Annotated in this window: 10 protein-coding genes; 5 read left to right on the plus strand and 5 right to left on the minus strand. The window is 54.3% G+C overall.

The genetic code is table 11. The features are described from left to right. Positions 1 to 6 precede the first annotated feature (6 nt). Positions 7 to 738, plus strand: a complete 732-nt coding sequence (locus tag JIO00_RS14395; protein WP_200668553.1) for a hypothetical protein — start codon at positions 7 to 9, stop codon at positions 736 to 738. Between the two features lie 121 nt (positions 739 to 859). Here JIO00_RS14395 and JIO00_RS14400 read toward each other — a convergent pair whose 3' ends face one another. From JIO00_RS14400 to JIO00_RS14410, 3 genes are all read right to left on the minus strand, one after another. Next, positions 860 to 3,082, minus strand: a complete 2,223-nt coding sequence (locus JIO00_RS14400) for a hypothetical protein (protein ID WP_200668555.1) — start codon at positions 3,080 to 3,082, stop codon at positions 860 to 862. Position 3,083: 1 nt separating this feature from the next. After that, on the minus strand, positions 3,084 to 4,244 hold the full coding sequence (locus JIO00_RS14405; RefSeq protein ID WP_200668557.1) for an ATP-binding protein: 1,161 nt from the start codon (positions 4,242 to 4,244) through the stop codon (positions 3,084 to 3,086). Positions 4,245 to 4,766: 522 nt separating this feature from the next. Further along, complete coding sequence (locus JIO00_RS14410; RefSeq protein ID WP_200668559.1) at positions 4,767 to 5,837, minus strand: DNA-binding protein; 1,071 nt, start codon at positions 5,835 to 5,837, stop codon at positions 4,767 to 4,769. A 195-nt stretch (positions 5,838 to 6,032) separates the two neighbouring features. Between JIO00_RS14410 and JIO00_RS14415 the strand changes: the two genes are divergently transcribed. Both JIO00_RS14415 and JIO00_RS14420 read left to right on the plus strand, forming a co-directional pair. Next, positions 6,033 to 6,983 carry a tyrosine-type recombinase/integrase gene (locus JIO00_RS14415; RefSeq protein ID WP_200668561.1) on the plus strand — a complete coding sequence of 317 codons (951 nt, stop codon included), beginning with the start codon at positions 6,033 to 6,035 and terminating at the stop codon, positions 6,981 to 6,983. 493 nt (positions 6,984 to 7,476) lie between these two features. Beyond that, positions 7,477 to 8,088, plus strand: a complete 612-nt coding sequence (locus JIO00_RS14420) for a hypothetical protein (RefSeq protein ID WP_200668563.1) — start codon at positions 7,477 to 7,479, stop codon at positions 8,086 to 8,088. Between the two features lie 294 nt (positions 8,089 to 8,382). Here the strand turns inward: JIO00_RS14420 and JIO00_RS14425 are convergent, their stop codons facing one another. Beyond that, complete coding sequence (locus JIO00_RS14425; RefSeq protein WP_200668565.1) at positions 8,383 to 9,570, minus strand: restriction endonuclease; 1,188 nt, start codon at positions 9,568 to 9,570, stop codon at positions 8,383 to 8,385. A gap of 399 nt (positions 9,571 to 9,969) precedes the next feature. On the opposite strand from JIO00_RS14425, the gene JIO00_RS14430 reads away from it, so the two are divergent. Further along, positions 9,970 to 11,186, plus strand: a protein-coding gene (locus JIO00_RS14430) for an IS3 family transposase (protein ID WP_442793944.1) whose coding sequence is annotated in 2 segments (ribosomal slippage) — positions 9,970 to 10,309 and positions 10,309 to 11,186 — 1,218 coding nt in all. Because the reading frame shifts where the segments join, the coding sequence is not laid out codon by codon here. A gap of 319 nt (positions 11,187 to 11,505) precedes the next feature. Continuing rightward, a protein-coding gene (locus JIO00_RS14435) for an IS3 family transposase (RefSeq protein ID WP_200666142.1) occupies positions 11,506 to 12,668 on the plus strand; the annotation gives its coding sequence in 2 pieces (ribosomal slippage) (positions 11,506 to 11,761 and positions 11,761 to 12,668; 1,164 coding nt in all). A gap of 194 nt (positions 12,669 to 12,862) precedes the next feature. On the opposite strand, the gene JIO00_RS14440 is transcribed toward JIO00_RS14435, so the two are convergent. Beyond that, positions 12,863 to 14,419 (minus strand): DUF2272 domain-containing protein, encoded by a 1,557-nt coding sequence (locus JIO00_RS14440; RefSeq protein ID WP_200668569.1) that lies wholly within the window; start codon positions 14,417 to 14,419, stop codon positions 12,863 to 12,865. Positions 14,420 to 14,830: the final 411 nt, after the last annotated feature.

The following is a 14,830-nucleotide window of genomic DNA, read 5'->3' on the forward strand; positions in this document are numbered from 1 at the left end:
GTAATAATGTCGTTGTCCGTTTTAAGGTTCGCTTGGTCTAGAATTCGCGGCCATCAGGTAAGTAAGTACGCCCTACTCCTGATTGCTCCTGTCGTTGTAAAACCGTTAGATTTCACCGCTGCCAGGAGGCCGATCCATTTGCGGCTGAAGGGGCTCTGGGGATTGCCTTTAGTTGTTGCTGGGGTGTGGGCGGCAATAGCCGGCTTCAGCCTGGAGTGGGCGTATGGAAATTCAGTGGGGCCTGGAGTGTCGGTTGCCGAAGCATTGAAAATCGGTGGTCGCCTCAAGAATATGGCGTGGGTGTTGGTGACTGCTTCGACCGCAATCCTGCTATACAGCATCAGTATTCTACGTTGGGGATTTCACTGTGCTGCGATCCGGCTACTGAGGAGATGGTTCCCCACTATCAGCATGCCGCACTGCCTGTTCTTTGTTGTCAATACGTCGGGTTGGGGAATGTGGTTTGCCATCTACGGATATGGCCTGCTTCAGGCGGTCAAATGGTGGGTAAGCGCAGGGCAACCTGCCTACGTGCCGAACGCCAGTAACCTGACTGAACCGTTCTTGCACATAGCGATTGTTTGCGCCTTGAGCGGTTTGCTGCACCTCACAACCCGTAACAACACTGAAGGGATACGAGCACTTTACGGAGGGCATCGAGGGCTGAGCTTTTTAATCAAGCTCATAGGTATCCTCATGATGTTTATCCTCGGCAGTATGTCATTAATGCTCGGCTAATCTCGCAACTGGTAATCACCCACACTCAGTAGAAGAGTAATCAGGGCTCAGCTATGGGCTGAGCCGAGTAGAGTTGCCAGTAACTGGGCACCTCGCTTACAACGGGCTCAGCGGATATTGATCACAGCGGCGACTCGTAATCAGGATCCAGCAGATAACGGATCTCGGGAACGTGCGGCGACAAGATATCGATCAAGTTGCCCCGCAGCCGGTTGTCGACATCCTTATGCAGCCGGATCTTGCCGATAGCCAACGCCATGACGAACTCCATACCGGCCTCACCGCGCTCATGCCCATACCCAGCCGCGATGCGGTGAATAATGTCAGACATCGACAGGCTGTGGGTTTCGTGAGCTCTGTAGTCGAGCTCCGCCGGCACTGCTGCGCGCAAGAATGCGGCTTGGATGACGCCATCGTCGAAGCGCGAGAACACGTCCGGCGATAGGAGTACCTGCTGAAGCTCTCCGGACTCAAGCCGTTTGGCGTTCTGTACCTTCCCGCTGTACCGAGCGTTCTGCAGAATCCACAAGATGGTGAGGTAGATGTCCGTCGACGTCGCGCCCCTCACATCCATCGTACCGTCGACGAACGCAAAACCTCGGCTGAGTGTCATCGGCTCTCCGGTATGACTGCTCGGCCAGAACGGGTTAAGGCCAAGTCCCGCAGTGGAGGCGCGGTCGAACACTTCCATGCGCTGCGTGATCACCGGCGAGAAAGTGTCCGCAAATGAATGCAAGGAGATGAGCAGCCGCTGCTCTTCGGCCCAGTGACTCGTGCAGGCGAGCTCCGCTGCTGGGATCTCCATATACGTCTTGAAGACATACCGACTGTGATCCTTGGCCGGTTGCGTCAGGTTGCTCTGTAGATCCTTCATTAGCTGATAGCTGCGCCCGAAGAGTGCCCCCGTGATGTAAAGCCTGGTGCCCGATTGCTGAGCGGTACGCAGGCGGCGGCTTACGCTTTGCAGGCGAGACCCGCGTTCGGCGGCAGCGGCAATGACGATGACAGACCCGTCAAAACTCACGTTGGCATCAAAGTGATCGAAAGACACCTTGTTATCGACCTTGACGCCACAAGACTCCAGGTAAGCGATCGCACGGTCGGCCAGGGCAGCGCTGGCAGCATCGTTATCGTGAATGATCCAGCGGGTCGACGCGACGGCCTCCTCAAGCAGTACCCTGTCGAACCACACACCAAAATCGCGGGCAGCGACCAGGTTGTCTTTATCGACATGTACAGTCCTAGCTCTAAGCCCTGGCCGGTCAAGAGTAAAACAGCTGAACAGGTTGGCCCCCATGAAGGAATAGAACAGAGGTTGTAGCAGAGGCGGCGCATGATCAGTGCCGATGTTCAGCAGCTTGGTTTCGCTGTGTTCAGCCACGAACCGCTCACCATGGATCCGGATCAAACGAATCCCGCCCGCTTCACCCTCACCCAACATTTCGAAATCTTCGGGTTGCTTCAGCGTATGCAAGACCGAGCACGAGTCCGATGAGCGCTCAAATGAAAGAATGGTGGCCACGCGAGTCGGCAGAGCGCTATTTACCTTCAACCATTGCTGTGCGAGCCCGCACTGGGTCGACGCAGAGATGAGGCACAGGGCAGAAACGGCCTTGGGTAAAGGCCCGTCCTTGATAAGGCCCTCATGCGAATGGAACGACCGGATGTTCGCAAAGCCCGGCTGCTCAAACCGCATGAGGTACAACTGCATGGAAAGCGCCAAGGGCAACAATGCGATCGTGTCCAGATACAAGATGTCGGGCGCCCCCATCCCATCTTCCATCGCTGTCTGTATTAGGGGGAGACATGCAAACGCCAGATAATGGGCGTGCAAGGTCTCAGACAGCAGGTCTTCTGCCCGGATGAAGTAGTTTGAAGCCCGAGACGACGGCTTTGAGTAGAAGAAGCCTGCAGGCGCCTTCTTCAGAACGTTGGAACGTTCCACAAGGTGGGTCAGGCCCGTTTTTGCGATCGCCAGCGAGTTGCGCTTGATGAGCTCTTCGAAACCCTCTTCTGGCCCAGAAATGTTGACGTATTCGGTGATGACCCCATTAACGTCATAGAACGCGCAAGCATAGGTGCGGGGCGAGCCGGGGCCTTGACGGCCGAGCTCCGCCATCAGGGGCGATGTGGGCGTCGCCTGGTGTGCGCGAAATTCATCCAATGCGTAAGCTGGCATCAGAAACATCACAAGGTCGGGCATGATGTAACCGGACAACTGATGCTGCAGGGCGTGAGCCGCTTGGGTGTCAGTTAGGAGATCGACGCCAGTGAAGAAGACCACCGCATGAACCGACTTTCCGGCCTGACGCAACTCGACTTCAAAATCCATGAGATCGAACATGTCAGTTCACCGGAATGCAGATGGTAAAGACAGTGCCTTCCACAGCAGCCAGTACCCGGCCACCGTATCGGATCGACGGGTCGAACTCCATAATCTCATCACTTCCATGAAAAGCCTGATGCAGCGAAAGTCGTCCCGTCCGAACACGCACGAAGGCTTTGAGCTTGTTGAGTGCCTGAACAGCGTTATGCAGCCCCATCCCGGAGGCTGGTGATTGCGGTTTGGAGGTAACGTGCTTTCTGAAGCAATCAAGGGTGGCCTCAAACTCGGCCTCCAGAGTCAGCGCCTCCAGGCTTTCTACTGGCCGCCCCTCTTTAGCAGTCAACCACCGACGTGCCATTCCTGGGCCGCTGTCGATGACCGAGATCTCCAGGAAGTCCAATGTCTGTGCTTGCAGGAAACGCTTCAGGATGAACCGAGCGAGCTCAGGCTCATTGTCTGAGTACTCAAGCGCATCCTTACGGCTCATCCGATTGAGTTTGATGGAGGTGCCGCGCAGCGCTTTCTTGTACTTGTTCCCGTCCACATCCGTGACAGCATGCTGATCGGCGTTGGAGATCAGTTCCCAGAGCACGCTGCCCAGTGCTGGGAGCCCTAACCTGAGTAGTGCCCCCTGGTCACTGCGAGCATTCATTAGCTTCGATGACGTCTCTACGAGCGTCGAGAACCAAGATCTCGGCTGGACTTTCGGCTCGGCGTGATCGAAGTAAAACGGTTTGATGAACTCACGTTTTGCGTTGTTCACGCAGAACAGGTTGATGGCCGTTGGGCGGGCGCCTCGGAGGTTGGAGGTGTTGCGCAGATCTCCCTCAAACATTGCATCGACAAGGGGTCTGATTGCCAGGAGCGCTTCCCGCCGATCGATCAGTTGATGATCCTGGGCGTGGACTTCACTGCACATGATCAACGCGAAGAATCCAGCAGCGTTTTGAGCCAATTGTGTGATTTGGGCGATGGCGTCATCACCGGCAGGTGAGTACAGGTGAAGGACGGTTTTTTCGTAAGCACGTGACCAAGTCACGATGAACTGAGCCAATGCCGCATCCACGCCCAATCCACCGCCGTGGCTCATGCTGATGGGAAGCCGGAGATTGGGATCCGTACCAAGCGACTGGTAGAGATCCTCGATCTCATAAAGGTTGAGCTTTCGGCTGATTTGCATTCACGTCCCCCACGTTCCGTCGTTGAACTGGCGATGCCGACATTCCAGAGTCGCCATCGTCGTGACCTACCTAAGGCCCCATCCTCTGTATCAGACCGGTCAGCACAGGCGGAGCACGCGGCAGACTCTACGCGATGCAACAAATTTAGGCGACGTCCTGGATAGGCAAGGCAAAATCCACCCAAAGAATCTAGCGCCAGCGTGTCGTACGCATGATCTCTACTAAGGTGATAACTACTTAAGGAGCTAGCTCCAGCGCTTTAGGTTGTCACGCGCCCAAAACGCCTTTCAAACCGATCGGAGAGTCATGCTCTCTCAGGCTCTTACGGCCTTTCTATCTGACGATGAGCCGGGCAGCCATGGATACCTGGTACCGGCGGCATCCAGCTTCATAATCGGAGTAAGGGAGCCGAATGGCTCAACCCTTTCTATGAGTATTTGGGATAGACGCTGATGAGCGAACTTCCAACCTGAGGTGCCTGCATCATGGCTACGTGGATTTCCTGTGATCTGATCCATGTTTCAACTCCTAGGTCGTTTCGAAGGCTTGGCGTGCCCGGCGATTTGCTTATCCTCTACTCCTGAGGAGGCATTGCTACCCTCCTCCAGGCTTGGCTCATCAACCCTAGCGGGCCGCAGTTGTTCATTCTCTTTCTGTGCAGTCGCCAGCAATACCGTGGTTTCTCGCTCACGCAAATCGGCTACAGCGGCGGACTGGTGAAGTGCCTTGACCTCTTCGCGCAGAGCTGAGATCTGCTCCATAAGGTGCTCAACCACCCCAGCGGACTTGGCCTCACCGTGGCGAAGTGCTTGAATTTGCGTGTTGAGAGACTGAACCAAGGCTTCTTGCGTGTGCAGGGCTTTGGTTTGCTGCCTAGCTTCACCGAGCAGGCGTTCATTGTCGCGATTCAGTCGCGTCAAATCATCCTGTTTCATAACGATGGTCTCCCGCAGCTTGCGCTGCTCAACTTGCATCTCATGCAATTGAGACTCGTGCTTGCGTTGATCCTGATCTCGCTGTTCCTTCGCCGCCTCCCGATAGTGCTCGAGCGCTCCACGCGCCTGGACGTGCTTTTCCTCCAGCGATTGGATGTGCTTGTCCTTTTCAGCAACCAGCGACTCAAGGTCGGTACAGCGCTGACTGAGGCCGGCGTTACGGGTCAGCTCAGCCTGGAGTGAGGACTGGGTGGTCGCAAGTTCAGCGTTCTGCGTCTCTATCGCGGCCTGTTGGATGGCCGAATTACGTTGTGTGGTAGCCAACTCAGATCTGAGCTCGATGATCTGGTTTTCGAGCGCGGCCCGCTGCAGGTCAAAAGCTGCGGTCGCCTGGGAGATTACTTCCTGGCCCTCCTCCATAAGCTGATCCAGCAGCGTTTGCACCATACCGTTGAGTGTGTCGCCCATACGTACACGTGCTAATACAGGCTCTCGACTGGAGGGCTCAAGCTCTTTCAGGTACCGAGAAATCGTTGTCTTGGAGCCCGTATTTCCAAGCTCTACGCGCACTGCATCAATGCTGGGGTTGGCTCCCCTGGCCAGCAGCGCCTGACGTGCTTCTTGCACAACAGCTTTATTGATTCCGCCTCGAGCCATGGGGCCTCCTACTATTTCGTACTGTGTTACATGTCATGTATCTACATAACACATTATAGAGATTTTACGCCGTTTGATCTTGATTTACTAGAAGCCCATAATAGTGCTTTATGGCTTCTTGATTCATTATGGCGCCCGGAAATCCTCCTAGATGCGTATCAGGCGCAAACGTTCCGATTTTGAAGGCAAAGTACGATGGAAAAGGCAGATCGGTACCTCAGCGCCGGCACCAGGGAGAACACCCGGAAAAGTTACCGGGCGGCGATCGAGCACTTCGAGGTGACTTGGGGCGGGTACCTACCCACGACCGGCGTTGGCGTCGTTCGCTATCTGGCGGAGTACGCCGACAAGCTCTCCATCAACACTCTGAAGCAGCGTCTGGCAGCCCTTGCGCAATGGCACATCACTCAAGGTTTCCCTGATCCGACCAAGACGCCTGACGTTCGCCAGATGATCAAAGGCATCAGGGTTGTTCACCCTGCAAAGGTTAAACAGGCCGCCCCACTGCTGCTAAAGCACCTGGAGCAGGCGGTGACATGGCTTGAAAGGGAAGCTGCAGTCGCCCTTGAACGCGGAGATTACAAATCGCTGGTGCGTCACCGTCGCTCGGTGGCGATCATCTTGATTGGATTCTGGAGGGGCTTTCGAGGTGACGAGTTGGCAAGGCTGACGGTGGAAGACACCCAAGCCATAAGTGGTGAAGGCATTACCTTTTTCCTGCCCTATACCAAGGGTGACCGCCAGCATGAAGGAACTACGTTCCAGACACCGGCGCTCGCCATGCTCTGCCCCGTAGATGCCTACATCAACTGGATAACAGTTGCCGGAATCGCGAAAGGCCCCGTGTTCCAGCGGATTGATCGCTGGGGCAATCTGTCAGGCAACGCCATGCAGCCGCATAGCCTGATCCCGGTGCTGCGCCGCATTTTCAAAGAGGCAGGATTGCCAGCGGAGTTGTATAGCAGCCACTCGATGAGACGCGGCTTTGCAACTTGGGCGTCCGCCAATGGGTGGGACATCAAGGGGCTGATGAGCTATGTGGGCTGGAAGGATATGAAGTCGGCGTTGCGATATGTGGATGCTAGCGTGTCATTTGGTGGAATTGCTTTGCGCAATACAAGCCTCAAGCACGTGCCTCTTGCCTGACAAAGAGCCGATCGTTTTTTGAAGTCGGGAGCCGCACGGATGCGTAAATCGGCCCGACATACTTGATGGGGATCCATTGAAGGATTCGGCGATCTGATTTTACTGGCCATCCAATCCTCGAAATCTTGCACCCGCTCATTCATAAGAGGGTGGTCGGCGGCTGAGGCGGCGATCAAGGAAGCAACGGCTTGACCTGTTCCCACGCAAACCAAAAGCTTACGATTTACGTGCCAGCTGTTACCGCTTGGTACGCCGGCAAGCGAAATCTGAACTCATCGTTTCCCTTGGGCCCGAAGGCCAGGATAAGCGTTGAGGCACGCTCTGAATTTAGAAGCTGTATTTTGACTAGAGCTATTCCTAATTCTGAATATCATACGGCCATGGGTTCCAGAAACGAGACGGCATGATGAGACAATGCTTTGGAAGGACGCGCAACGGAACCAGATGCAAAAGATCTGGAAATTGGTGGCTGTTTTGCGCTGAGCATCGACTGATGGGTCTATTGGCAATCCCGCTAATCATCTGGAGTGCTTTAAATTTCGCAGGCAATGCCACCTCTGTTCTGGGCTGGCTATCGATCATGCCACGTGACCTCGCGGGCTTGATCAATCCTCCTCAGGTATCGCTAACAGATGTGATCAAGTCTGCTGTGGTTGAGGGGGTCAACTACACAACGGCGCCCACCAGTGAGACCCTAGTGGCCAAGGTGATTACCCGCGCTAGCTTGGATGATCCAAACTCAGGCGCTGACATGCCTTTTCTGTTTTCGCTGGTGAGTCCGTTCAAACCTACCGGAATGAATACGATCTTCCGAGGCGACGGCTGCAGATTCCTCGGAAAAGGGAGGGGGATTTCTCAAGACAAAAACGGAGGGTACATCGACATCGTCGGTGCGTCGTGTGTGGACGACCGTGGTATCGCTTACGAGCTCCACGCGCAGGGAACGCGTCGGCTTGGCTTTGTGGCCAGCGTGGGTGATTTTGCCAGCGGTACTGTGAAGTTGATCCAGGACAAAGGGGATCACACGCTGCAGCATGCCGAGAATGTGATGCTCCGTTTCGACCAACCAGTTGCCCTACTCCTGGAGGCAGGTCGAGTCAGGTGAGAAAGAAGCGTGGCTGATTGCATGACATTGTCACACGCAGTTTTAGTAGCTCTGCCCGCAGAACGCATTTCCGGAACAGATGCGGCCATTTGCAAAGCCGCCAAAAATGTTGTCAAGAAGCTGCATTGCAACAAGCGTGACATCAAATGGGAGACCATTGAAAGCAAGAGTCCGAGAGATCTTGTGCGTCACATCGCCGAAAACATCGGCTCCGAACTGCCGCGGCTCCAACCCACCTCCTCGCCCTAGATGCGCCGGTTTGGCGAACACGCCTGGATGATGAAGGTGATTTGACTAATCAATGTGGCTGAAGAAACAGGATTGGCGATTCCAGATCGAGTAGAGGTTTCTACCATCCCAGTAGCTCACGCATCCATCACTGCTCACTGACCGTTTGGCACGAAAGACAGTTTCCATTTGCTTCATCCCTAGGATCTGGGAATCGAGGACAGGCGCCTCATGGCCCTCAAGCCCATAAGAATCTTGTGAGAGGTTCCGCCTAGGGAGACGCATGAGCAGAGCCGCATGTTTGGTTTCCTTGAGAACCAGCGCGAACGAGTTAGTGATCGTGCGGTAGCCAGTGTGAGCGTGGGTCACCAATGCATGTTCTCCGCGATCAACACGCCGTAAAACTGACAGTAGATGTGCGTCTGAAATCAGTAGCGACTTATCCTGGATAATTCCTTCCTGAGCCTGCTTACACCACTCAGCAACGTCATCGGAAGTCTTAAGCTGAAGCACTCCATTTGAACGGCGCGCAAAATCCGCCGCACCGGGGAGGTACCGCGATGTTGTGACAAAGATGCCATGGTGCGCGCCATCGTTAGCAACGGCACCACGGAGCGCCTGAACAGCGTCGAGGCGTATGGGCCTGTGGGGCGCGTAACGTTTTGCCTGCACATAGGTAAGGGTGTCCCCTAGCGGCCCTCGCTGGAGCAACCGAACATCTACACCTCCATCACCAATTCCGGGCCCGACTTCAGACTCATACCCTAAGCTCTGGAAGACCCGATAAAGCAAGATCTCGAAATCGCGGTGGTGCAGGTTATACAGTCGCTCAGGACGCGCTTGGAAATACCTATACAGCTCAGCGTACACATCTCCGAAATCCTCAACAATTAAGCTACAGACCCATTTCCAATAGAAGTACTCATCGTAGGCCGCCTGCATTTCCTCCGTTGTCGCAAAGAAGTAGTAGGAGCAGCCGTCATAGTTTTCAAACCAGAAACCGTGTGCCCCACAAATCTGATCGAGCTCAGCTCGCGATCGAGGGTCAAGATCTTCATCCAGCATGCGAGCAAGGTGCCCATCGCTGTAAAGGATGAAGACCACAGCCTCTTCACCAGGCTCACCTTGCACGCGCTCTGCGTATGATGTGAATCCGCTATCGCGCCACAAGTCGTTTCTTTGTGCCCACGACTTTATGTCTCGTTGAGCGTTCTGAATACGCTGCTCTAGGTCGCGATCAGCAAAAGCTGGCATATGCTCTCCCCGTTGAGGATCTAGAAGTAATTGATCAGAGATCCACATCATCGAAAATATCGCGACCAGTATGCTGAACCGCCGGCTGAATTAGATCACTCCGGCCCCCCTGCTGGCTGACATCTACGTTCCCGTGATACCTCGGCGATCCAATCGTCGGTACGCTGCATCTGTGTAGCAACCGCATCCCCCACGCCCCGCCATTCAGGGTAAGCCTCAACAATGCCATCCAACTGCTTCATGACATCGTAGAGGAAGGTATCCGTAAGCATCAGTGTGCCATGTGCGAATCCTATCGAGGTTGGTCAGCGTATGCTTCTGCACACTGGTGGACGAGCCCTCTGAAAGACAGGACACCGTTTCCCCCTTAACATAAGGGATAGGCAAACGACTGTGTATATGACTAATAGAAACGATAAGGGTGGGGAGCTGTTGGGTCAGGAGCGGCGTCGCCGCTGGAGCCCAGAGCAAAAACTGGCCATGGTTCGCGAGAGCCTGCAACCGGGGCAAAGCGTCTCGATGGTGGCTCGGCAGAATGGCGTTAATGCCAACCAGCTGTTTCAGTGGCGCAAGCTCTATCAGAGCGGCAGTCTCTCTGCGGTCAGTGCTGGAGAGAGTGTTGTGCCTGCTTCCGAACTGGCCGATGCGCTCAAGCAGATCCGCGAGCTACAGCGCATGCTGGGCAAGAAAACTATGCAGGTCGAGATCCTCCAGGAAGCCGTGGAGATTGCTCGGTCGCGAAAATGGATTGCGCACTCACCCTTGTTGCCGGGGGACGACCTGTGAAGCTGATCAGTGAAAGTCTCGGTGTAGCGCGCTCGCAATTAACGGTTCGACTCAAGCCAGCGGCACGACCTCAAAGGCGTCGTCCGAGACTGGACGATGTCGCTTTGGTGGAAGAAATTCAGGCTGAGGTGAGTGAGCTGCCCAGCTACGGCTACCGCCGCGTGTGGGGTTTGCTGCGTCGCCGGCGTGAACAACAAAGTCAGGCGCCGATCAACGTCAAGCGAGTCTATCGCGTCATGCGCGATCATCAGTTGCTGCTTGAGCGACGAATTAAACAACCCGGCGTGGCGCGTCGCCATGAAGGCTGCATTGCCGTCGCCACCAGCGATACCCGGTGGTGCTCGGACGGGTTTGAGTTTCGCTGTGATGATAACGCCAAGCTGAGCGTGACCTTTGCCCTGGACTGCTGCGACCGCGAAGCCATCGGCTGGGTGGCCAGCCCGACCGGGTACAGCGGCGACGATATCCGTGATCTGATGCTGGAGGCGGTGGAAAAACGCTTCGGTGAAGAGGTGCCTGCCACCCCAGTGCAATGGCTGAGCGACAACGGCTCGGCCTACATCGCTGAACAGACACGCCTGTTTGCCCGACAGATCGGCTTGCAGCCGCTGACGACACCGGTGCGCAGCCCGCAGAGCAACGGCATGGCCGAGAGCTTCGTCAAAACGATGAAGCGCGACTACGTCGCGCACATGCCCAAACCTGACCGTGAAACAGCCTTGCGCAACCTGACGATTGCCTTTGAGCATTACAACGAGGAGCATCCGCACAGCGCGTTGAAATACCGTTCACCACGGGAGTTTAGGCGCTTGGCAGCGGCATCAATTTAACGGGGTATTGGTGTCCGGTTTGGCAGGGGCCAGTCCAACTGGCAAGAAAACTCTCTCGCTCCTGCCCTTCGAAAAACTCATGCATCACTTTGTCGTAAATGTACCCCAAGTCATCGCATTCAAAGACCGTCTGGTGGATCTTGATCGAGATTGGAACAATGGTGGATGCGAGCATGTGGCCATTGCGAAACAAGCGATAGACTAGATCAGAAGCGCTCGATAAGAAGTTTGTAGAGAAGTCGTTGACTACACCTATGTAGTGGTCTAATGAAACCGGACACCCATTTAGGCGAGAATGCTCGCCAGATCGAGGTGTCAGATGACTAAACAACGCCGCTCCTTTACTCCTGAATTCAAGCGCGAGGCTGCCGACCTTGTGCTCAAACAAAACTACAGCTACATCGAAGCCAGCCGTTCACTCGGCATTGGTGAATCGGCATTGCGCCGCTGGGTTGACCAGATTCAGAAAGAACATAAAGGCGTCACCCCGCAGAGCAAGGCACTGACTCCGGAACAGCAAAAAATTCAGGAGCTGGAAGCCCGGATTGCTCGGCTTGAGCGAGAGAAATCAATACTAAAAAAGGCTACCGCGCTCTTGATGTCGGAAGATCACGAGCGTTCGCGCTGATTGACCAGTTGAGGGCACATGAGCCGGTTGATTGGCTGTGCAAGGTGTTTGACGTCACTCGCTCGTGTTACTACGCCCAGCGCCTGCGGCGCCGCACGCCGGATGTTGAACGGCTTCGATTGCGTAGTCGCGTCAGTGAGCTGTTCTCGCAAAGTCGCAGCTCTGCGGGCAGTCGCAGCATCCTGTCGCTGATGCGTGAAGACGGTGAGCAACTCGGTCGATTCAAAGTGCGTAGCTTGATGCGCGAGCTTGATTTAGTCAGCAAACAACCCGGCTCCCATGCCTACAAACGAGCAACAGTAGAAAGACTGGATATCCCGAACACATTGAACCGCGAGTTCGACGTGCCAGCGCCCAATCAAGTCTGGTGCGGCGATATCACCTACATTTGGGCGCAAGGAAAGTGGCATTACCTGGCTGTCGTCCTGGATCTTTGTACGCGTCGGATCGTGGGCTGGGCGCTGTCGGAAAAGCCAGACGCTGAGCTGGTGATCAAAGCGCTGGATATGGCTTACGAGCAGCGTGGCAGGCCTTCGGATCTGCTATTCCACTCGGACCAGGGATCGCAATATGCAAGCCGACTCTTTCGCCAGCGGTTGTGGCGATACCGCATGCGCCAGAGCATGAGTCGACGAGGAAACTGCTGGGATAACGCACCGATGGAGCGCGTATTTCGCAGCTTGAAAACAGAATGGATACCGACCGTGGGCTATCGAACTGCGCAGGAAGCACAGCGCGATATCAGCCATTTTTTGATGCATCGCTACAACTGGATTCGGCCTCACCAATTCAACGAGGGGTTGGCACCAGCGCGGGCCGAGGAAAAACTTAACGTCGTGTCCGGGATTAGTTGACCACTACAGATTCGCTCCCGAAAGTCGGTGTGCTATGGCATGGCCAGTGACTTAAATACAAACTTTCAGGCCTCTAAGCCTCTCGCAAAGGAGGGTGTGTTTGCCGGGCGCTTTAAAAAACTTTTTTCGTAAAATAGCGGGTTACGACATCGATAACCCGCCCTGCCGTGCTTTAATGGAATCCAACTACGCCATCAGGTCGTGAGGCCGGTGCGGTTCTTGAGTAGCGCGATCACCCGTTGATTTGGCTTTATGAATCCTTCGGTATCTAGATGGTACTCTTGAAGGTCACGATTTAATGTGACCGTATCACTTACATTGCCACCAATTACTCGAGCAACGTCGGGGGTCACCTCCACGACGATGTCCGAGTGGCTATTATATGAAGAGTGATTTTCGGCATAGGAGTAGCTAAACGTACCAGATCCACGATTGCGTTGGATGATGTCGCCGATCTCCGGTTGCTTTTCGGTGATGCGATACCCCCAGAATGGTTTATCCAAGCGATTCGTAAAGCGTGCCTTGATAGCGTTATTCACAAATACCGAATGGCTTGCCGCAAATTGGAAATTAGCATAAGCAGCGCCAGCCTTTCGTACGACCCATGAAATGAATGCTGCTGACCAAGGGACTTCCGAACCATTAGAATAACGACTACGGCCGTCATATGGCTCTCCGATAGCAGCCCACATCTCTCGGACATATCTGTAATATGGATCCGCCGATTCATTGGCATGCCCCTTGTCGAAACGCAACCACTCATCAAAAGCTGCACGCAGTAGAGCCTCAACCTCCGGGCGACTCGATTCGCGTAGATATTTACCGAATACGACCCCTTCCTCGGATCCCACTTTGACCTTGCGCCAACCGTCCTCAGTCGCGGTACCGAGATCGATCACCTTCTCGCCGATAGTCAAATCCCGGATAATAGTGCCATTGGGGGCACTTCGCAGTCGCAATCCTTCGGTCGCGACGAATCGATCAGTTCCAGCCAGATTTTCCGTGGCCAAAGTTGTTGAATGGCCACCGAGTGTCGCGTCGACCTCCTCCTCCAAGACCAGATACCCTCGCCCCACCTCATCGACTAGGAAGGCACCAAGCTCCTTCCGAGGAACTCTTACGACGTTTTGGTCATATCCAACACCAGAAGCTGAATGCTTCGCCTCTGGAGGCACCTGACGCATAGCCCAACGATTGGAATAGAAGAACTGCTCAGTTCCCAAAAAAAGGCGTGACATTGATATCCACGGAACTGTGATCAGCCGTTCTGCCAGGAGCTTCGAAAGTACGGCTCCACTGCCATAGGCCCCTATAGAAAAGTCACTACCAATCTGATCTTTGATCGCTTGGAAATAATCAAATATTGGGCCATCAATCTGTTCTGGGGAATAGTCTGCGTCGACGGCGAACAGGATCGTGCTACCCTTGCCTTTTGGCTGGCCCACTAACTTGGCGAAATCCATCGCGCTTTTAGCATTGGCAGACCCTTTTTGCTGGGAATAATCTGTAATGCTTCGGCTGCTATCTTGGAATACCGGAAGAATCCCAAAACCCTCTTTTGAAAGAAATTTCGCTTCTTCGGATGTAATAGTTTTTGGCCTAGCCGAGCTTGCATAATAGCGAATGATCGTATCAACGCCTTTTTCACGCAGGAGGGTAAGAAATACTCTCCCTTTAGCATTGTTGAGTCGAATACTGACATCCACTGCCGAACAACCGTCAGCACTTGTGAAATCATCCTTATAAGACATAAAAATCCCCTTCGTAATTTCCTAGTTAATTAATTTTTCTGCCCAGTCAAACGCCCAAGCATCAAAGCTATCGCATTTCCAAAGTGAGTCTGGCTCAGAGGCATGTTCTGCGCCAGGTGCTGCGCCCTACCATTAGTCGGTCTTTATATTACCTTGTTATAAATGATGATCCGCCTAACCAGTATGTTTACTGCAACTATGGCGCCCATGCTGTGGCCTATCGATTCCACGGGCTGATTCCGCGTCAGTTCACCGGTTTCGTAACCATGCAGAAACAACGCCGCAGCGGTATCGTCTGGTCTTAAACTTTTACTAAAATTAACAGGTTCGTCGGCTCTGGCTATATCGCCCTCGAATGCACTATTTTTTGTAAGAACCAGATCGGTGCGCCGCAGCATTCCGTCCCAGGCA

Source organism: Pseudomonas sp. SW-3, from assembly GCF_016615645.1.
GTDB lineage: Bacteria > Pseudomonadota > Gammaproteobacteria > Pseudomonadales > Pseudomonadaceae > Aquipseudomonas > Aquipseudomonas mandelii.